Origin of the sequence: Nocardia sp. NPDC050408 (genome assembly GCF_044458905.1) — a bacterium.
Classification (GTDB): domain Bacteria; phylum Actinomycetota; class Actinomycetes; order Mycobacteriales; family Mycobacteriaceae; genus Nocardia.
Genome location: NZ_JBITIL010000004.1, coordinates 351,407 through 371,173 on the forward strand (window position 1 = coordinate 351,407; position 19,767 = coordinate 371,173).

Genomic DNA, 19,767 nt, shown 5'->3' on the forward strand with positions numbered 1-19,767 from the left:
AGTTGTGTGATGCGGAAAAGCTCTGAGATTCAGACGATCTCACCGGTTCCCGCGCACCTGGACCTGGTGATCCGTGCGGAGCGGATCATCGGGACGACGGGGGAGACCGGCGGCTCGATCGGCGTGCGCGACGGCCGGATCGTGGCGATCGAGCCGCCGGACTCCACCCTGATCGCTGAAACGGTCGTCGAACTGGCCGCCGACGAGGTGCTGCTGCCCGGCATTGTGGATGCGCACGTGCACGTCAACGATCCCGGCCGTACCGAATGGGAGGGTTTCCCGAGCGCGACGAAGGCGGCCGCGGCGGGCGGTGTCACCACCATTATCGATATGCCGCTCAACAGCATTCCGCCGACCTGCGATCTCGCCGCGCTAGAGGTGAAACGCGAGACCGCGCGGGACCGGGTGTACGTCGATGTCGGATTCTGGGGCGGAGCGATTCCTGGAAATGTGGCAGATCTGCGCCGGCTGCAAGACGCCGGTGTCTTCGGTTTCAAATGCTTTCTGCTGCACTCCGGCGTCGACGAATTCCCGGCACTGGACGCCGGCCAGCTGGAACTGGCCATGCGGGAAATCCGCTCGTTCGACGGCTTGCTCATCGTGCACGCCGAGGACGCGCACGCTGTCGAACACGCGCCGATCCCACAGGGGGACAAGTACTCCGGCTTCCTGCGTTCGCGCCCGCGCGGTGCGGAGAATCTGGCCGTCGCTCGGGTAATCGAACTGGCCAGGTGGACGGGCTGCCGCGTGCACATTCTGCACGTGTCGAGTTCGGATGTACTGCCGATGATCGCGTCGGCCCGCCGCGACGGCGTCCGGATCACCGCCGAGACGTGTCCGCACTACCTGTCGTTCGCGTCGGAGGAGATTCCGGACGGTGCGACACAATTCAAATGCTGTCCGCCGATCCGCGAGAGCGGCAATCGTGAATTGCTCTGGGAAGGGTTGCGCGATGGCACCATCGATATGGTGGTCTCGGACCACTCGCCATCGACCGCCGACCTGAAGTGCTTCGACACCGGTGACTTCGCCAGAGCGTGGGGTGGCATTTCCTCACTGCAGCTCGGACTTTCGGCTGTGTGGACCGAAGCGCGACTGCGCGGATTCACTCTGGTCGATATCGCGCATTGGATGAGCCGAGCGCCCGCCGAACACGCGGGCCTGCGCTGCAAGGGCGCGATCGAGGTGGGCTACGACGCGGATTTCTGTGTCTTTGCCCCCGGTGACGCCTTCGTCGTCGACGTACATCGCCTGCATCACAAGAACGCCGTCACCCCGTACGCGGCCCGCCCCCTCGCTGGCGCGGTCCGCAGTACCTGGTTGCGCGGCAATCGAATCGATATCGATAACGAGCCGCAGGGGCGGCTCCTGGCCCGAGGAGAAGTATGACCGATCAATCCGCCCCCGCCTTCACCCGACTGCCCGATCTCGCCTCCCGCGCGCTGGCGGGCAGTGTGGTCTACGCCAATGACGAGTTGTTCGCCGAGCGGGAGAATCTGATCCGGCCCGGCCGTGCGGTTTTCAGCACCGAGGACTTCGGCCACAAGGGCAAGACCTACGACGGCTGGGAAACGCGTCGTCGTCGTGAGACCGGCAATGACTACGCGGTCGTCCGGCTCGGTGTGCCGGGCCGGGTGCACGGTGTCGTCATCGATACCTCCTGGTTCATCGGCAATTACCCGCCCTTCGCCTCGGTCGAGGCGACGAGTGTGGAGGGGCAGCCGTCCCCGGCCGAACTGCAGCGGGCCGAATGGGTGACATTGGTCGCGAAGTCGGATATCGCGGGCAATACCGACAACTTCTTCGAGGTCACCGACGACCGCCGCTTCACCCACATCCGGCTCTCGATCTACCCCGACGGTGGCGTGGCCCGCTTCCGTGTCCATGGAACGCCGCTGCCCGATCCCCGTTTTCTCAGTGGCACCGTCGATCTCGCCGCCCTGGAACACGGCGGTGACGTGGTCGACTGCTCCAATATGTTCTTTTCCGCCCCGACCAATATCCTGCTGCCCGGCCGGTCGCGGCAGATGGACGAGGGGTGGGAGGGTGCGCGTCGCCGCGATGCGGGCAATGATCACCTCACGGTGCGGCTGGGTGCGCGCGGGGCGATTCGGCGGGTGGAAATCGATACCTCGAATTATGTCGGCAATGCGCCGGGTTGGGCGGTGCTGCGTGGTGCGGATGCCGATTCCGGCGCGGACCTGAATGATCCGTCGTCGTGGACCGAATTGGTGCCGCGCACGCGGTTGCAGCCGGATGCGCGTCATTTCTTCCGGACGGGAGTCGGTGCGCCGGTCACCCACGTCCGGCTCGATGTGTACCCCGACGGCGGTGTGGCCCGGTTGCGGGTCCACGGCGAGATCGATCCCGAGACCTTGGTCGGCAACACCCTCGCCTGGCTCGCGGCTCTGCCCGAAGCACACGCACTTCAGGTACTCATCAGCGATGGGGGGCTGTCGCGTGACCAAGCACGGAAGCTGCTGGCGGAACGTCCCTTTGCCAGCCCCGATGCGGTGCCGTCGGCCGTGATCGACGCGTTGCTCGCGTTGTAGTCGCTGGTCGGGCGGACGATCGGAGCCCCCATCGATTGTCCGCCCGACCGGCTCGGCCCGCGTCCGAAAACCGCTGGCACATATCGACCGACTGATTTAGGTTCGGCCCCATGGTGCGTGCGAATGGGTCGGTCGAGCGGCAAGCCATTGTCGCCGCCGCCGTGACGGTGGTCCTGTGGGCTTCGGCGTTCGTCTTCATCCGCAGTGCGGGACACGATTTTTCACCGGGTGCGCTGGCGCTCGGGCGATTGCTCGCCGCATCGATCACGCTGGTGACAGTGCTGGTCATCCGCGGCGCGGGCCTGCCGCCACGGCCCGCGTGGCCGGGCATAGTGATTTCCGGGGTGCTGTGGTTCGGCGTCTACATGGTGGCGTTGAACTGGGGTGAGCGGAATGTCGATGCGGGGACCGCGGCGATGGTCGTCGGCATCGGTCCGGTGCTGATCGCGGTGCTCGGCGGATTGGTCCTGCGGGAAGGATTTCCGGCCCGGCTGATGGTCGGGCTGGTCGTGTCGTTCGCCGGAACCATCGTCGTCGGGCTATCGACCTCCGATGGCGGCGGCGCGGCGATGCTCGGTGTTGTGCTGTGCCTACTCGCGGCTATCGTCTGGGCCGCATCGACCGTCGCACAGAAGCCGGCACTCGCGAGCGCATCCGCATTGCAGGTGGTCACTTTCGGCTCGGTCATCGGAACCGTCGCGTGCCTGCCGTTCTCCTGGCAATTGGTCACCGAGGCCGCCGATGCACCGCTGTCGTCGACGCTGAGCTTGGTGTACCTGGGCGTTTTCCCCACAGCTTTGGCCTTCACTACCTGGGCCTACGCACTCGCCCGCACGACAGCCGGGAAAATGGGCGTGACGACCTACGCGGTCCCGGCGCTCGTCGTGCTGATGTCGTGGATCGCGCTGGACGAGGTGCCCGGCGCATTTACCATCCTCGGCGGTGTCCTTTGCCTGACTGGTGTCGCCGTTACTCGGTCCCGGTCGCGTGTTACTGCGTCCGTTGATCCGGAGCCCGTCGAACCTGCTCCGCGCTGAGGGCATGTGCCTGGCTGGTGTCGCCGTTACTCGGTCCGAGTTGCGTGTTACTGCGTCCGTTGATCCGGAGCCCGTCGAACCTGCTCCGCGCTGAGGGCATGTGCCTGGCTGGTGTCGCCGTTACTCGGTCCGAGTCGCGTGTTACTGCGTCCGTTGATCCGGAGGCGGCCGAACCCGCTCCGCGCTGAGGGCATGTGCCAGGCCTGTGTCGCCGTCACCCGGTCCCACTCGCGCCTTATCGCGTCCGTTGATTTGGAGGCCGCCGACCCGCTCCTCGCTGAGGGCATCGGTGTAGTCGGCCGAGTTGCGCGTTCCGCGTTGTGCGCGGCGGTCGCGGAGCAGAATCGACAGGCGTGAACACCGTTGACCCAACCGTGGACCTCGTGGACCGCGCACTGACCCAGATGGGTGAGGTCATCGCGGCGATCCGGCCGGAGCAGGCGACGCTGGCGACACCCTGTGTCGGCTGGAATGTACAGGCGCTCGTGCGACATGTCATCGGGCAGAGCCTGCGGAATTTCCTGGATTCGGCGCGTGGCGAGATGGCCGATTGGGCGGCGCCGCCCGCCGAGCTGAGCCCGAACTGGACGGCAGAGTACCGCGCGGCAGCCGCGCCAGTTCTCGATGTCTGGCACCGGGCCGACCTGGAACGCCCGGTTCCGGTACCGGGCGGCGCAGAAGCGCCTCTGCGCAGCCGAGCCGACCAGCAGATCACCGAATTGGCCATGCACACCTGGGATCTCGCCCGCGCGACCAACCAGACCATCGACCTCGACCAGGAAGTCGCCGAGTACGGACTTGCCTGGTCGCACAAGATGCTGCGCCCGGAATTCCGCGGACCGGATAAGGCTTTCGACCTCGAGGTGCCCGTACCGCCCGACGCTCCCGCATACGATCGGCTAGCGGGATGGTTCGGCCGGGATCCGTCTTGGAAGTCACCGGGGCCGCAGGACTGATCGGTAGCCACCCGAAGGTCGGGAGCACGCGCCTGGCGGTCTCGACCGCGCCGGCCGGGGCACACACGGCGAGGTCGTCGACCTGCGACGAATACCGTGTTGCGGGTGGGGCAGATACGCACAGAAGATCCCGGCGACTGAGAAGCGCCGCTCGCGGGTCGAGCTATCGAGGCAACACGACAGGCAAGCCGAGCGGCCCACGGTGCCGAAAACCAGAGCGCCACTGGATATCTCGCGGATCACACGCAAGCGTCGGAGCCCGGCCGTCCAGTAACAGCGTCTCCAACACGGCTCCGGAGATGGTCCGAACCAACGCGGCGCCGAGACATGCATGTCCGCCGTGCCCAAGTCCCAACTGCGGATTATTGCTGCGCGTGAGCTCGAGATCGTCCGGATTGTCGAAGATATCCGGATCGTGGTTTGCCGACGCCAGACACAACAGCACCGTGTCACCAGAGCAGATGGTGTGCCCCGCGATATCGAGTTCGGTGCTGGCGAATCTCGGCCCGGAAACCACCTGCGGCGATAGGTAGCGCAATAGTTCGTCCACCGCCGGTCGGGTATCGGACATGGTGGGCAGCACCGCGAGTTGATCCGGGTGAGTGAGCAGCGCCAGTGCGGATCCGGCGATCAGGTCGACGAGCACTTCGTACCAGACGAACAGCAGATAGAAGATCATCGAGGCCAACTCGTGCCCACTCGGCGAACCGGTCTCGGCACTCGAACGCACCAGCCGCCCGAGCACATTGTCGCCCCGCGCCCCCTCGATGGTCGCGATGACGATGGAGCGCATGGTCGTCAGCGTGTCACGAGCCCGCGGGGGAGTCGCGCTTTGCAGCAAAGTCGAACGCGCCCAACACAGTAACGCCTCGCGCTCCGGCGCTGCCAACCCGAGCAACTCGCCGAGCACGGTCGCGGGCAGCGCAACGGCGAACCGCTCGATGAGATCGATCGCGACGCCCGTCTCCACCCCCGACAGACAAGCCGACACCAATTCCGGTGCCGTGCGCGCCCATTCGGCGAGCCGTCGGGGCGACAACTCGGCGGTGACGGCCCGCCGTAGCCGAGCGTGGTCCTCCGGCTCGCTCTCCAGGAATCCGAGGTCCAACGGCGGCGGTACCACGAACCCGCGATAGTCCGTCTTCCCGGCATAGCGTGGTTGGGTAGAGAGCCGATTGTCGAGCAGTCCGGCTCGAACATCGGCGAATCGGGTTACCAACCAGGCGGGTGGGCCGTCCGGTGTCCGGACCCGATGCACCCCACCGTCCTCGCGCAATCGTCGCAGCGTGGGCCATGGATTCGCGGCGAACTCGGCATCGAAGATCAGCAAAGTCACGCCGCCATCATCCGGTGCTTTCCCCGCACGAGATCACAGCAACCCGCAGGTGTGGCGAAGGTCGCAGAATGTGCTGGTCATTTGGTCGGCGAGGTGCAAGGCTTAAGCGGTGACACATCCTCCGGATACCACGTCAGTCGCTGCGGATCCCGCGACCGACAAGCTCGACATCGCGGTTTTCAAGGTGGCAGGAGTGGTCGTGCTCGGCGCGATCATGTCGATCCTGGACATCACCGTCGTAACCGTCGCGATCCCCAAATTCCAGAACGAGTTCCACACCACCACCGCGATCGCGGCCTGGTCGATGACCGGCTACACCCTCGCGCTGGCCAGCGTCATCCCGTTGACCGGTTGGGCGGCGGACCGGTTCGGCACCAAACGGCTGTACATGCTCGCGCTGACGCTGTTCGTGCTCGGCTCGGTGCTGTGCAGCCAGGCGTGGAGTATGGAGACGCTGATCGCCTTCCGCGTCATCCAGGGTCTGGGCGGCGGCATGCTGATGCCGCTCGGCATGACGATCATGACCCACGCGGCCGGTCCGCAACGAGTCGGGCGGGTCATGGCGGTGCTCGGGGTGCCGATGCTGCTCGGCCCGATCTGCGGTCCGATCCTGGGCGGCTGGCTTATCGACAGCTACGGCTGGAAGTGGATCTTCCTGATCAATGTTCCGGTCGGGGTTGTCGCGCTCATACTCGCCTTCATTGTGTTCCCCGCGGATAACCCGGAGCCGTCGGAATCCTTCGACTTCCTCGGCATGCTGCTGGCCTCGCCGGGTCTGGCGCTGTTCCTGTTCGGCATCTCCTCGATTCCGGGTGAGGGCACGGTTGTCGCGGCCAAGGTGCTCATACCCGCCGCCATCGGCCTGGTGCTTATCGTGCTGTTCGTCTTCCACGCGCTGCGCACCGAACATCCGCTGATCGATCTGCATCTGTTCCGCAACCGGTCGCTGACCTTCGCGGTGTTGACCATGGTGCTGTTCGCGACCGCCTTCTTCGGAGCGGGCCTGCTGCTGCCGACCTACTTGCAGCAGGTGCGCGGCGAAACGGCCATGGCGGCCGGTCTGCTGATGGTGCCGCAGGGTCTGGGCGCGATGTTGACGATGCCGATCGCGGGCCGACTCGTCGACAAGATCGGTCCGGGCAAGATCGTGTTGACCGGTATCTCGCTGATCTCACTCGGCACGGTGTTCTTCGTGCAACTGAAGTCGGATACGTCGTATCCGTTCATGTTGGGCGCGCTGTTCGTGATGGGCCTCGGCATGGGCTGCACCATGATGCCGACCATGACCGCGGCGATCCAGACGCTGACCCACCAGCAGGTCGCGCGCGGTACGACGCTGATGAACATCATCAACCAGTCCGCCGGGTCCATCGGCACCGCGACGATGTCGGTGGTGCTCAGCAGCTTGCTGAACCGGCATCCGTTCGCCAAGCCGGCGATCGCGTCGAACTACGATCCCTCGATCGCGGCGCAGCTGCCGCCCGGTGCGGTCGAGACCGGATTGAGCCAGGCCGCGACGGCGTTCAGCCACACCTACATCGTGGCAGTGGTGCTCATGGTGCTGACCTTGGTGCCCGCGGCATTCCTGCCGCGCACCAAGCCGAAGTTGCCCGAGGTCGCGGACACGCCTGCGCTGGTGCACTAGCGGCAGGATCCGAGTTCGCCTGTGTACCAGGCGAACTCGGATTACGGGCGGTTCGCGTCCAGGAATTCCAGGACGAGCGGGCTCGCGGTGCTTCGGAATTCGTCGAAGTAGGCGTGCCGAGCTCCCGGGATCCACGCCAGCCGCGCATCCGGAATCCGTTCCGCGAGCAGCGGTGCGTTCGCAGCGGGATTGAACCGGTCCTCGCTCCCGTGCACGATCAGCGTCGGAACCGCGATATCGGCGAGCACATCCCATGCGTCGTGCCTATTGCTCGCGTAGAGATGTCTGCGCTTCGCGTAGGCAGGCATGCTCGGGTCGCCGAGGGTGTTGAACGGTCCTGCGGCGCTCGCCAGATGCTCCGGGGTATACATCAGTTCCAACAGCGCCCGCCGCGCGGCGACCTGATCGGGCTGGGCCAGTGACTTCCGTACCTCGGCGTCCCGCTCGACCGCGTGGCGTCCACCAGGTGAGGTGCAGCCGAGCACCAACGTACGCACCCGATCCGGGAACCGCGCGACCAGCCACTGCGCGACCCGACCACCCATGGATGTGCCGTACACCGCGGCCTGTTCGATGCCGAGCTCGTCGAGCACCGCGATCGCGTCTTCGGCGAATCCGAGGGTGCTGTACGGGATATCCGGCTTATCGCTGTCTCCGGTGCCGCGATAGTCCAGTGAGACGGTGCGATACGCGGTCTCGAAGTCGGCGCGAACTCCATCCCACCAATGATGGTTATTGGCCTGCCCGGCGAGCAGCAGCAGCGGCGCACCCGCACCGCCGGTCTGATAGGCGATGCGGACGCCATCCGCGGCCTTGGCATGCGGCACGTCGAACTTCTCAGCTGTAGAGCGCGACGAAACGCTCCAACGAGCGTTCGATATCGCCCTTCAGCGCCCGCGCGACCCCGGAACCGATCGGGCCGAACAGTGGCGCGCCACCCAGATCGATATCGACGGTGACCTCCGAGCCCGCACCCTTCGCGGCAACGAGCAGTTCCAGCTTGAATTTGGTACCGCCCTTGCCCGCGCCGCTCAAGGCGAGTCGGCGCGGCGGTTCAGCGGCCTTGACTGTCCACGTGACCCGATTGCGCAATCCTTTGACCGATGCGACACCGACCAGTTGGGTACCGACGGTCAGCTCGGCGGGCACCTCGTTGCGCCACGCCTCGTGCATGAGCAGCCATTTGTCGAGTTCGGTCAGGTTGGAGGTATGCGACCAGGCCTCCTGCGGGGAAATCGGCACGTCGACGGACACCTTCAGCTTTGCCATTCGCGCATAGTATCCGGTACCCGCGGTTCGCTATTTATGGCATTCGGTCATACCGATCGGGTGGTAAGCGAAATCCATGGGGGCGCTAGCAGTTCGAGGAATCGGAATGTGGTCCTCGGTTCGAGAGAGACTTCCGGGCGATGCTGCTACTGTGGGCGGGTCGTCGGGTGCCGAGCTACTTATCGGCTCGATCCGCGCGGTAGGTGATTCTTCGAATCACTTGCCCTGCGGGCACTCTGGGGTTGGTGCCGCTGTCGATGTGGCCGCATTCGACGAATGTTGATCCTGGTCGGCGTCGCGAGGAAGGCAAGACAACGCGCAGTGACACCGGCTGTCGCAACGACGAGAGAGCTGATGAATCAAGATATCGCCGTGGTGCTTTCATGGATCCTCGCCCCCGCTCTCATTATTGCGGTGGCGGCGGCGTTGTATGTAGCGCAATACGCGAAACAACAGAAGATCCGCGCCGACGCCCTCAATAGAGCTAATCGGGCGCAAGAGGAAACCCTCGAGCACTTCGCCGGCCAGACACTGCCGGCGATGACCGAGGCGGTGCGCCGCTTCGAGGCACCGGTTTCGGCCATCGAGGTGCCGACGGGTCAGGAGAATTCCCGGTTCGTCCAGTGCCTGCAATGGATTTCCGAGCGTTACGCAGATGACCTGCGCCTGGTGCAGTCCGAGGCGCACGAGCAAGCCGCGCGCGAGGCCGAGGAAAAGGCGCAGCAGGCGATCAAGGCGACCGAGGAGGGCACTCGCGCCGAGATCGAATCCGCCTCGCGGGCCGCGACCAGTGCGGCGGTGCGCTCCTTCGGAACCTCCGTGGTCAGCCTCGGCGCGGATGTCAGTCAGGTGGTGAGCGCCGCGCTGCGCGAGCACCGTGACGACGAGGTCTATGCCACCCTGACCCGCATCGACCACACCGTGCAGCAGATGCTGCGGCAGGCGCAGTCGTACGTGATCGTCTGTGGTGGTCTGCCGGGTCGGCGCTGGCCCGCCCAGTCGCTCACCGATGTGGTCGGCGGCGCGATCGGGCGTGTCCGTGACTACCTGCGGGTGCGGGCCAACCAGCTCGACCGCATCGTCATCAGCCGCGCGGTGGAACCGCTCGTGCACACCCTGGCCACCCTGCTCGACAACGCGCTGCGCTACTCCCCGCCGACGTCGTATGTGGATGTGAGCTTCCAGGAGGGCCACCACGGCGTCACCGTCATCATCGATGATGCCGGTGTGCGGATGAACGCGGAGCAGATGGAGGAGGCCAGGCAGGTACTCGCCAACGAGCGCCCGATCGACATCCACCAGCTCGGCCCGTCCCCGCGCGTCGGTTTCCCGGGCATCGCGGCACTGGCCCGACGCTACGGGTTCACCGTCTACATCGATGGCCCGAACGTCTACGGCGGTATGCGGGCGATGGTCTACATCCCCGAGGCGCTGCTGGTCACCGCGGTGACGAACGCCGAGCCCGCCTTGCCCGCCGTCAACCCGGCCCCGGAGCCCGTGCCGACCGCTGTCGCCGAGGATAAGCCCTTCGAATTATCCCCGGTTCCGGTCTTGGCAGGGGTGAGCGAACAACCCGCCGAGAACGAGGACTTCGCTGTGCACGAGATCACCAGTGGCGGCCTACCCAAGCGACGCCGTCGGGCGGTGTCTTCGGTGCCGGCTCAGACCGGCACCGAATCCGAAGCGGGACAGGCTCGTCCCGAAATCGCTTCCGCCTGGCAGATGGGTTCCAAGAGCGGCCGCGAGGCTGCTGCCTCCGATAACAGCGAAGGGATGTCATCCTGATGAGCACACCGGTGACCGACAGCAGCAATAGGCTGGGTTGGCTACTCGAGGATCTCAGCAACGTTCCCGGCGTCCGGTTCGCGGTGCTGCTGTCCGACGACGGGCTGCGGATCGCGCATTCCGACGGTGTCAATAAGGATGATGCCGAGCGTTTCGCCGCGGCTGCCTCGGGTCTGCGCTCACTAGGTAAAGCGCTCGGCGAATTCTGCGGTGGCCTAGACAATGGTGTGCGCCAGAACATGACCGAATACGACCAGGGCATGATCCTCATTACCGCGGCGGGTGAGGGTGCGCTGCTCGGTGTTTCGACGACGCCCGAGACCGATATCGGGCTGGTCGCGCACCGCATGAACGAACTCGCCGGGCGGGTCGGGCACGAGTTAGGCGCCCAGCCGCGCGGAAGGGTTGAGGGCGGCTTGACGTCATGACGAGGTCCCGGCGAGATCCCGACTTGGTCCGGGCCTACGTGCGCACTGGCGGGCGAATCCGTCCCAGTCGTGAATTGGACCTGGTCACCCTGGTCGTCGCCGCCAAAGATCCGGCACCTGGTGCGACACCCGATGCGCGCCAGGTGCTGAACCTGTGCAGCCGTCGCAGCGCCCTGTCCATCGCCGAGATCGCCGCCTATCTCGACCTGCCGCCCTCGGTGGTGAAGATCGTCGTAGCCGATCTGCTGGACAGCGATCACCTGGCCACTCCGACCCCGGCCGAAGTCATGCCGGAGATCACCCTGCTCGAGGAGGTACTCAATGGGCTCCGCGCTCTCCCGGCCTGAGCGCACTGTCGACTATGTGCCGGAGACCGTGACCCGGTCGGTAAAGCTCTTGGTGGCAGGCAATTTCGGTGTCGGCAAAACGACATTCGTGAACAGCGTTTCGGAGATCCGGCCGCTGCGCACGGAGGAGACGATCACCGAGGCCAGTGTCGGCGTCGACGATATGGCCGGATTACCCGGCAAATCGCAGACGACCGTGGCGATGGATTTCGGCCGTATCACGCTGAATCCCACGCTCGCGCTCTACCTTTTCGGGACGCCGGGGCAGCGGCGTTTCGTCCCGCTGTGGGAGGAGCTGGCGCGCGGTGCGCTCGGCGCCCTGGTCCTGGTGGACACCCGGCGCATCGAGAAGGCCGACGAGGTGTTGTCCGTGCTCGAGGAGCGCGGGGTGGCGTATTCGGTTGCGGTCAATCAATTCGAAGGCGCAAAGCGCTATCCGCTCGAAGAGATCCGGGACGCACTGGATCTCGCGCCGGATACTCCGCTGACCTCGCTCGACGCGCGCCAGCGCAGCACCTGTCTGCGGTCGCTGATCACGCTCGTCGAGTTCCTATTCCATCGCCAGGAGTCCCGGAAGTAACCGACGCATTGTCTAAAGCTAGAAACCAGCCCGCCTCCGTCGCGTTCGGTTCGCCGATCGATACCGATGGCCCGCGCGTAGCGCTCTACTCCGAGGAGTACGCGGCAGATCCGCACCGCGCGTACCGGGAAATGCGCAGCCAGTACGGATCTCTGGTGCCGATCGACCTTTCGCCCGGTGTACCGGCCACTTTGGTGATCGGCTATCACACCGCCGTACGAATTCTCAACGATCCAGACCACTTTCCGGCGGATCCACGCACCTGGCAGCGAGATATTCCCGGCGAATGCCCGGTGCTACCGATGCTGGAATGGCGGCCGAATGCCTTGCGCAGCGCGGGAAATGAGCATTTGCGCTATCGACAGGCAAATGCGGTAAGCCTCGCCGAAGTCGATCTACACGCGCTGCATGCCGTCGTCGAACATGCCGCCATCCCGCTGATCAATGCCTTCTGCGGTGATGGTGCGGCCGATCTGATCAGCCAATACGCATTTCCGCTTACCTTCCAGGTGCTCAATGACCTGCTCGGCTGCCCGCCGGAGATCGGCCAGCAGGTTGCCACCGGGATGGCGGCCATCTTCGAAGGTGTGAATGCCGATAAGGGCAACGCGATGCTCACCGATGCGCTGTTCGAGCTCGTCACACTGAAGCGCAGCGTCCCCGGCGACGACATCACCTCGCGGCTGATCGCGCATCCGACCGTGCTCTCGGACGAGGAGATGATCCACCAGCTCGTCACCATCTACGGTGCGGGCATCGAACCGCAGCAGAATCTCATCACCAACACACTGCTGCTGATGATGACCGACGACCGATTCGCGGGCAACGTGCACGGCGGAAGTCTTTCCACCCGTGACGCACTCGACGAAGTGCTGTTCACCGACCCGCCGATGGCGAACTACTGCGTCTCCTACCCGAGACAGCCGATCCTGATCGACGGCGTCTGGCTGCCCGCACATCAACCGGTCATCATCAGCATGGCCGGATGCAATAACGATCCCGCCATCGGGGTGAGCGAATTCGGGCCCAACCGTTCGCATCTGGCGTGGAGTGTGGGTCCGCATTCCTGCCCGGCGCGGTCGGTCGCCTATCTCATCGTCCAGGACGCCATCGACCAACTGCTCGACGCACTTCCCGAAATGCGTTTGGCGACAGAGCCCGAACAACTCGGCTGGCGCCCTGGCCCGTTCCACCGGGCCCTGGTATCGCTGCCCGTCACCTTTCCCAAATCCCCTCCGCTGGTAATCCTTTAAGGAGATCTGTGGCGCAACAACCTACTACCCTGGATCTGACGGGAACCGATATCCAGGGCGAATCCGTACGCTTGCGTGAGCGTGGGCCGGTGGCGCTGGTGGAATTGCCCGGCGGTGTGCGGGCCTGGTCGGTGACCGATGCCGGGCTGCTCAAGCAGCTGCTCGTCGACGCGCGGGTGTCCAAGGATGCGAGCCAGCACTGGCCGGCCTTCATCAATGGCGAGATTCCGCAGGACTGGCCACTTTTCCTGTGGGTCGCGGTGAACAATATGTTCACCGCCTACGGTGCGGACCACAAGCGGTTACGCAAGTTGGTCGCGCCCGCATTCACCCATCGGCGCACCGAGGCGATGCGCGGGCAGATCGAGCGGATCACCGAGGAACTGCTCGCCGAACTCGCGAAGACGCCTGCGGGCGAATCGGTCGATCTGCGTGAGGGTTTCGCGTATCCGCTGCCGATCCAGGTCATTTCCGAATTGATGGGTGTGCCCGCAGAACTCAATCCGGGCCTGCGCAAATGCGTCGACGGAATATTCGACACCTCGCTCGGTCCAGCGGAGTCGCAGGCGAACTATATGGAGATGTATCGGATCCTGGGCGAGTTGGTGGCGTATCGACGCGACCATCCCGGCGACGATATGACGAGTCTGCTGATCTCACACCGCGATGAGGACGACGGGTCCCAGCTCACCGAGCAGGAGCTGATCGATACGCTGCTGCTGGTCATCAGCGCCGGGCACGAGACCACGGTCAACCTGCTCGACCAGGCGATCTTCGCGCTGCTGACCAATCCGCAGCAGCGGGCGACGGTTGTCGAGGAACGGGCGACCTGGGCCGATCTGGTCGAGGAGGCGCTGCGGTTCGAGGCGCCGGTCGCACATCTGCCGCTGCGGTTCGCGGTCGACGATATCGAGATCGACGGGGTGCATATCGCCAAGGGAGAGCCGATTCTCGCCTCGTATGCGGCCGCCAACCGTGACCCGAAAGTGCATGGTGACACCGCCGATCAATTCGATGTGTCCCGAGACAGTAAGGACCACTTGGCGTTCGGTTACGGCGTGCACCATTGCTTGGGTGCGCCACTGGCTCGGCTCGAGGCGCTGGTATCGTTGCCCGCGATCTTCGCGCGGTTTCCGAATATGCGGCTGGCAGCGGATCCGTCCGAGTTGGGGACGGTGGCCAGCTTCATCTCCAACGGGCATGCCAGGCTGCCGGTTACGCTGGATTAGTCCACCTGAAAAGCCGGGCCCCCTTCCGATTTCGATCGGGAGGGGGTTCGTGTCTTTCCTGGGTCAGCTCGATGCGGCCCTCTGATTGCTTCAGCTACCCTGCACCAGAGAAATTGACGGCGATCGGGGGATGATATTGACGCAGGGGTCATCGTCGAAACAGGTCGAACTCATCGGTCCGGTTGCGGGTGTGCTGGCGTATTCGATCGCCGGCGGCCTCATACTGACCGGGCCGATCTTCGCGCTGACCGGTGAGTCGTTGGCCAGTGGTCTGTGTCCGGGAATCCTCACACTCCCAATCGGAATCGGTATCGCATTCAGCACCTACGAGTGGCGGCGAACCGAGAAGCGATTCCGGATCGCCGGGGTCGCGGCGACAGCGGAGATCATCGCCGTCCACCGGATAATCCCTGGCGGCGAAAATCAGGACACCGCCGAACTGAGGGTGCGGATCAGCGGCCGAGAAATCGAACCGTTCGACGCGGACTGCGAGGTACCGACCGGCAGTCGGCCACCGCAGGTCGGTGACCGACGCAATGTGGTTGTCGATCCGTCCGACAACACCTTCGCAATCGGCTATGACCACCTGTTCCAGCAGGATTGATCGCCTGAGCAGGTCCATGATTCATTTCACGGGGATCCCAGGTCGGCCAATCACCCGCACGGCCCCCAGCAGTGATCCGATAAGTCTCCGGCCGCTGATCGAGCAGTCCCCGGTCGATTAGTTCGTGCACCCGCCCGACCACGAACCCGATGGCGGCCGGATCGGTGGCCAGGGGGCCATCGATCAGCAGACAGGCCAGGCCGTGGACCGTCGACCAGGCGGCGATTTCGGCACCGGGCCTGCGTTCCGGGTCCAGCAGTCCGGCCGACTGCGCCGATCGAGTACTCGGCCGAGGGATCGCAAATCAGCGGATATGTTGACAGCGGTCACATGGGGTCACATACTCGAAGATGTGACCAGTGGTTACTTTACGGTCGCTTCGTTGTCATATACCGAAAAGTGCTGAAATGAACGATATTTCGATCGAAATCCCGTACGCGACCGGCATCTCCCGGCTCGGCATCGAACGCGCACTCATCGCCGCGGGCAGGAATCTCGGCAGTCTCCGGCCCGCGGATCTCGCGCTGGTCGAGGACTTTCACACCATGGGTCGCATCGCCACGTATCAACTGGTGGAGCTGACCGGCCTCACGCCGCGCAGCCGGGTGCTCGACGCCGGTAGCGGGATCGGCGGCACCGCCCGTTTCATCGCGGACCGATGCGGTTGCCCGGTGACCGCCGTGGATCTGACCGCCGACTATTGCGACACGGCCGAGTGGCTCAATGAGCTTGTCGGACTGCGGGATCGGATTGCGGTGCACCGAGCCGACGTCACCGCGCTGCCCTTCGCCGACGGCAGTTTCGACGCGGCCTTCAGCCAGCACGTGCAGATGAATGTCGCCGACAAGGAACTGCTCTACCGAGAAGCCCGCCGAGTCCTGGTAGCGGACGGGCTGCTCGCAATCTGGGATATCACCGCAGGTTCGGGTGGTGACCCCGACTACCCGTTGCCCTGGGCCGAACAACCGGAGCAGAGCCATCTGGTGCCTTTCGATGCATTGCGCGGGGCAATCGAGACGGCGGGTTTCGTCATCGAGCAGTGCAATGATCTGACCGAACAAGCGGCCGCGACCATGCGGACGGTACTGGCTTCGCCACCCGATCCCGTTGGGCTGCATGCCTTCGTGCGGAACTTCGCCGAGAAGGCCGAGAATCTGACCCGCGGTCTGACTGGCGGTAGCCTCCGGGCCGTCCAGGTGATCGCTTCAGCAATCGCACCGTAATTGCAGAACCGTCGATCACAACATCTCGGACGCGGTGCCGAGGATGACGTCGAAGTACTCCGGGAAAATGGGTGTCGAGATCGTCGCGGCGCAGACTGTGCATGCGGCAGGCCCCACGCTCCCGTGCCTGCAACGCCCCTGCCTCTCGCAGCACCCGCTGGTGGCTCGCCGAACGTCAGCGCCGCAAAGCCTTCGTGGGAAGAGCTCAGCCCGCCGCGCGCACTGCGGCGGCGCTGAGATTGTCGATGTTGGCGCAGGCGTCGGATGGGAGTGGCGGCCAGCTACCGTCCGACGGGTGATCGGGGTCTCCGTACTGGGCCAGAGGGACCGCGGTCCAATCGACGGCAAGGCGGATGAGATGACCGTTCAGGCGGCCGTCGCTACTCGGCCGGTATGTGAGGCTGACGGCGCACCGCGACGGGACAGGGCCGTAAACGTTTGATCGGAGGATGATCCCGCTCAGGCCCGCTGCCTGGTAGGGGCCGTTGCCGGGTCCGGAGGACGCCTTCTGCTCGGTATCCATGCGGTATTCGAGATCGACCTGCAGCGTGTATTTCGCGCCTGGCTGGGTGAAATTCAGTTGGCAGTGATACGGAGCGATCCAGCTGGTCGAGTTCAAGGTCCAATCGCTGTACTGAGCTTTTACCGCGTCTGTGGCGGTGCAGGGATTCTTGCTGTACAGCACCCTCCCGTCGGCTGGCTTGTCGCGGGGAGTCAGGCTGTCCAGCCGATCGACGATCTTGCTGACATAACTCTTTGCTACATCGCACTTTTCGAGCCATGGCGTCTTGTCCGGTGCGCCGTCGGCTGGAACTTTGCGCAACCGCATCCGGTGTGCGTAGCCGGTGTGCCCGGCAGGTACGTAGTAATAGCAGGTGTCGGCGAAGGTGGGGTCGTCAGCCAGGTGGGAGCGGTAGATTGCGCGGCCGTTTACCGTTTCGGCCTTGTCCTGAGCACGGTCGGCATCGTCGTATACCTCACCGAGTGACAGTTCGAACAGGTAGAGCCCATCCTTCGAAGCGGGTTCGCCAACATGATCGCCTACCCTGAGTTGGCATCCGGCCAGTCCTGGCCCCTCGCGCGTCGCCGACTTCGCTCCAAGATTCATCGACTTCAACGGCTCGGTGTCCAACATTGAGCACGGATCGGTGGCGCGGATCCGTGCCATCAGCGGCTCAGCTTCGGCGCCAGTGACGATGGTGTCGTGCTTGCCTACCGAGTCCACGGGAGTGGATGGCCCGGTGGTGGTGGTGGTTGGCGTGGAAGTTGTTGTTCCGGTTGACTTGGGGCTGCTCGCCGCCACCGGGTGCCCGGTTGCGTTCTTTCCGCAGCCGGTCGCCGCGCTCGCACAGAGGAGTGTCAGCGCGGCGGCTGCGGCCAAGGTACGGAGTGTCATTACATCCCTGTCGAAGTGCTCGCGGAGCAGGATACCTCGAACGCGCCGTCTCGAAAATTATCTCATAATTCGCTCGCCTGCTTGCTCAAGTGTCGGTAGAGCGTGGCACGCGAGACATCGAACTCGGCGGCAATCTCGTCGATCGGACGGCCGGAATCTCGCATGCGGCGAGCGGATTCGATCATGTCCGAGGTCATTGCGCCGGGGCGGCCGCGGCGGTTCGGGCGGGTGGTGGGGACCGCGGCTACCGGCAGGTGGATGGGGCGAGTTTGTGCGGCCGACGCGCCGAGTAACCGCCGGGCACCATCGAGAATCGCCGCACGCAACTCGTCGGCGGGCCGGTCGGCGAAGATGACCACCGGATCGCTCAGTGCCGCATAGACCTGCGCGGCCCGCACTCGAGTGGTGAAATCGGCATGCGGCCCGGCGATCAGTTCCTGTGCCGATAGCGCTATGGTCCGCAACCGCGCGAAGGTTGCGTCGTCGGCGGATAGTGCCTGGTCCTGCATCTGCATCCGCAACAACTGACCATGTGAAAGCCACACCTCCAGTAGCCCGCCCACCACCGCCCAGCGGCGCGCCTGCGCGTCCCGCCCGCGTGCCGCCGCCTCGAGCACCATTTCGCTGTCGACCAGCAGCGGCTCGACGAGCGCGGCGACAATCTCGCTCTTGCTTGGAAAGTGGTAGAGCACAGCGGTTTTCGTCAGCCCGACCTGTTCGGCGATCTCGCGCACGGACACCGTGTGGTATCCGCGCTCCGCGAACAGGTCGAGCGCGGTCCGCAGGATGCGGGCACGCGAATCATCGGCCATGGTGACCGATACTACCGCTTGACTGACCGTTGGTCAGCGTCATACAGTTGCCTCGCTGACCAACGGTCAGATATTTTCGAGACAAGGAGCGGGCAATGCGGATTCTGATCTCCGGTGCGAGCATCGCCGGACAGACATTGGCGTATTGGCTTGTGCGGCACGGCTTCGAGCCGACCATCGTCGAGCGTGCGGCCGGACTGCGCGTCGGTGGCCAGGGGGTGGACGTGCGGGATCAAGCGATCGAGGTCGCCGAGCGCATGGGCATCATGGCGCAGATCCGGTCGGCGGCCGCCGATGTCGCCGGTATGCGGTTCGTGAATGCCACCGGCGATCCCATCGCCCAGGTCGATATGCAGAAGATCAAAGACAAATATGCCAGCGCCGAGGTGGAGATCATGCGTGGCGATCTCGTCCGGATCTTGCACGACAACAACACCGACGTGGAATACCTGTTCGGCGATTCGATTCGGGCCCTCGACGAGGACGACGACGGCATCACCGTCACGTTCGAACACGCCCCGCCACGGCGGTTCGACCTGGTCATCGGCGCGGACGGCCTGCACTCCACCGTGCGGCGCTCGGCCTTCGGCCCCGAATCGAATTTCGTCCGCCACCTGGACCATTACTTCGCATTCGGCAACGCCGATGCTGCGCTCGGGCCCGACCGCTGGGTGAGCGTCTACAACACCCCGGGCGCGATGGCGGGCATCTACCGTTCCGGCAATCACGCACAGGCCAAGGCCTACTTCATGTTCCGCAGCCCACTGCTCGACCTCGATCCGCGGGATATCACCGCGGCCCGTGCGCTGCTGACCGACCGGTTCGGCACCGAATCCGCATGGCACGTGGCACAACTGCTCGACGGCGCCCTCGCCGATCCGGACTTGTATTTCGACTCCCTCGGCCAGGTCCACATGGATACCTGGTCGACCGGCCGCATCGCCCTCGTCGGTGACGCCGCCTATTGCGCCTCACCTGCCTCCGGCGCCGGTGCCGAACTCGCCCTCGTGGGCGCATATCGGCTCGCCGGTGCACTCGCGGCAGCGAATGGCGACTACCGCATCGGTTTTCGCCGCTACGAGCAGAGCCACCGCGCGCTGGTCGAACGCAAACAGCAGATCGGCCCGAATCTGCGGCTGATGGTGCCGAAAACCCGCTCGGGCATGGCAATTCGGAATACCCTCACGCGGCTGCCCGTGCTGGAGTCCATGGCGGGTATGGAACGCATCATGGCGCCGAAGACAAACGAGTCCTTGCCTGAATACCCCGAGAGTCCGGTCACTGCCAAGGCGTGTCGCCCGGCGTAGGGTGCCGA

Annotated in this window: 19 protein-coding genes; 14 read left to right on the plus strand and 5 right to left on the minus strand. The window is 64.9% G+C overall.

Annotated elements, in window-relative coordinates; translation table 11 throughout:
* Positions 1-9 precede the first annotated feature (9 nt).
* The 4 genes from allB (at position 10) to ACIBJI_RS14920 (ending at position 4,545) form a co-directional block, all read left to right on the plus strand.
* Positions 10-1,389 carry an allantoinase AllB gene (gene allB, locus ACIBJI_RS14905; RefSeq protein WP_364354709.1) on the plus strand — a complete coding sequence of 460 codons (1,380 nt, stop codon included), beginning with the start codon at positions 10-12 and terminating at the stop codon, positions 1,387-1,389.
* Positions 1,386-2,552: an allantoicase gene (gene alc, locus ACIBJI_RS14910; RefSeq protein WP_364354712.1), complete on the plus strand. Its 1,167-nt coding sequence runs from the start codon at positions 1,386-1,388 to the stop codon at positions 2,550-2,552. The genes allB and alc overlap by 4 nt, the downstream gene beginning before the upstream one ends.
* Positions 2,553-2,662: 110 nt before the next feature.
* On the plus strand, positions 2,663-3,589 hold the full coding sequence (locus tag ACIBJI_RS14915) for a DMT family transporter (protein WP_364354715.1): 927 nt from the start codon (positions 2,663-2,665) through the stop codon (positions 3,587-3,589).
* 353 nt (positions 3,590-3,942) lie between these two features.
* Positions 3,943-4,545, plus strand: a complete 603-nt coding sequence (locus ACIBJI_RS14920) for a TIGR03086 family metal-binding protein (RefSeq protein ID WP_397084528.1) — start codon at positions 3,943-3,945, stop codon at positions 4,543-4,545.
* A gap of 163 nt (positions 4,546-4,708) precedes the next feature.
* Here ACIBJI_RS14920 and ACIBJI_RS14925 read toward each other — a convergent pair whose 3' ends face one another.
* Positions 4,709-5,881, minus strand: coding sequence for a cytochrome P450 (locus ACIBJI_RS14925; RefSeq protein ID WP_364354721.1), 1,173 nt, complete (start codon positions 5,879-5,881; stop codon positions 4,709-4,711).
* Between the two features lie 109 nt (positions 5,882-5,990).
* Between ACIBJI_RS14925 and ACIBJI_RS14930 the strand changes: the two genes are divergently transcribed.
* The gene (locus tag ACIBJI_RS14930; RefSeq protein WP_364354724.1) at positions 5,991-7,526 is read left to right on the plus strand and encodes a DHA2 family efflux MFS transporter permease subunit; all 1,536 of its coding nucleotides are present in this window, start codon (positions 5,991-5,993) and stop codon (positions 7,524-7,526) included.
* 41 nt (positions 7,527-7,567) lie between these two features.
* On the opposite strand, the gene ACIBJI_RS14935 is transcribed toward ACIBJI_RS14930, so the two are convergent.
* Together ACIBJI_RS14935 and ACIBJI_RS14940 are read right to left on the minus strand one after the other, a co-directional pair.
* A complete protein-coding gene (locus ACIBJI_RS14935) occupies positions 7,568-8,353 on the minus strand; it encodes an alpha/beta fold hydrolase (protein WP_397084531.1) in 786 nt (261 codons plus the stop codon).
* A 10-nt stretch (positions 8,354-8,363) separates the two neighbouring features.
* Positions 8,364-8,795 (minus strand): SRPBCC family protein, encoded by a 432-nt coding sequence (locus ACIBJI_RS14940; RefSeq protein WP_364354730.1) that lies wholly within the window; start codon positions 8,793-8,795, stop codon positions 8,364-8,366.
* Between the two features lie 354 nt (positions 8,796-9,149).
* On the opposite strand from ACIBJI_RS14940, the gene ACIBJI_RS14945 reads away from it, so the two are divergent.
* From ACIBJI_RS14945 to ACIBJI_RS14980, 8 genes are all read left to right on the plus strand, one after another.
* Entirely contained in the window at positions 9,150-10,580 is a 1,431-nt protein-coding gene (locus tag ACIBJI_RS14945; protein WP_364354733.1) for a sensor histidine kinase, read from the plus strand.
* On the plus strand, positions 10,580-11,008 hold the full coding sequence (locus tag ACIBJI_RS14950) for a roadblock/LC7 domain-containing protein (protein ID WP_062987265.1): 429 nt from the start codon (positions 10,580-10,582) through the stop codon (positions 11,006-11,008). The genes ACIBJI_RS14945 and ACIBJI_RS14950 overlap by 1 nt, the downstream gene beginning before the upstream one ends.
* Positions 11,005-11,355, plus strand: a complete 351-nt coding sequence (locus tag ACIBJI_RS14955) for a DUF742 domain-containing protein (protein ID WP_364354738.1) — start codon at positions 11,005-11,007, stop codon at positions 11,353-11,355. Before ACIBJI_RS14950 ends, ACIBJI_RS14955 begins: the two co-directional genes overlap by 4 nt.
* Positions 11,330-11,935, plus strand: a complete 606-nt coding sequence (locus ACIBJI_RS14960) for an ATP/GTP-binding protein (RefSeq protein WP_364354741.1) — start codon at positions 11,330-11,332, stop codon at positions 11,933-11,935. Before ACIBJI_RS14955 ends, ACIBJI_RS14960 begins: the two co-directional genes overlap by 26 nt.
* Positions 11,936-11,943: 8 nt before the next feature.
* Complete coding sequence (locus ACIBJI_RS14965; protein ID WP_364354744.1) at positions 11,944-13,188, plus strand: cytochrome P450; 1,245 nt, start codon at positions 11,944-11,946, stop codon at positions 13,186-13,188.
* An 8-nt stretch (positions 13,189-13,196) separates the two neighbouring features.
* Positions 13,197-14,417 (plus strand): cytochrome P450, encoded by a 1,221-nt coding sequence (locus tag ACIBJI_RS14970; RefSeq protein WP_364354747.1) that lies wholly within the window; start codon positions 13,197-13,199, stop codon positions 14,415-14,417.
* A 130-nt stretch (positions 14,418-14,547) separates the two neighbouring features.
* Positions 14,548-15,021: a hypothetical protein gene (locus ACIBJI_RS14975; protein WP_364354750.1), complete on the plus strand. Its 474-nt coding sequence runs from the start codon at positions 14,548-14,550 to the stop codon at positions 15,019-15,021.
* A gap of 407 nt (positions 15,022-15,428) precedes the next feature.
* Positions 15,429-16,244 carry a class I SAM-dependent methyltransferase gene (locus tag ACIBJI_RS14980; RefSeq protein ID WP_397084535.1) on the plus strand — a complete coding sequence of 272 codons (816 nt, stop codon included), beginning with the start codon at positions 15,429-15,431 and terminating at the stop codon, positions 16,242-16,244.
* 205 nt (positions 16,245-16,449) lie between these two features.
* On the opposite strand, the gene ACIBJI_RS14985 is transcribed toward ACIBJI_RS14980, so the two are convergent.
* Both ACIBJI_RS14985 and ACIBJI_RS14990 read right to left on the minus strand, forming a co-directional pair.
* The gene (locus ACIBJI_RS14985) at positions 16,450-17,640 is read right to left on the minus strand and encodes a DUF3558 family protein (RefSeq protein WP_397084537.1); all 1,191 of its coding nucleotides are present in this window, start codon (positions 17,638-17,640) and stop codon (positions 16,450-16,452) included.
* Positions 17,641-17,702: 62 nt separating this feature from the next.
* Positions 17,703-18,452 (minus strand): TetR family transcriptional regulator, encoded by a 750-nt coding sequence (locus tag ACIBJI_RS14990; RefSeq protein ID WP_364354759.1) that lies wholly within the window; start codon positions 18,450-18,452, stop codon positions 17,703-17,705.
* Positions 18,453-18,547: 95 nt separating this feature from the next.
* Between ACIBJI_RS14990 and ACIBJI_RS14995 the strand changes: the two genes are divergently transcribed.
* A complete protein-coding gene (locus ACIBJI_RS14995) occupies positions 18,548-19,759 on the plus strand; it encodes an FAD-dependent monooxygenase (RefSeq protein WP_396955322.1) in 1,212 nt (403 codons plus the stop codon).
* Positions 19,760-19,767: the final 8 nt, after the last annotated feature.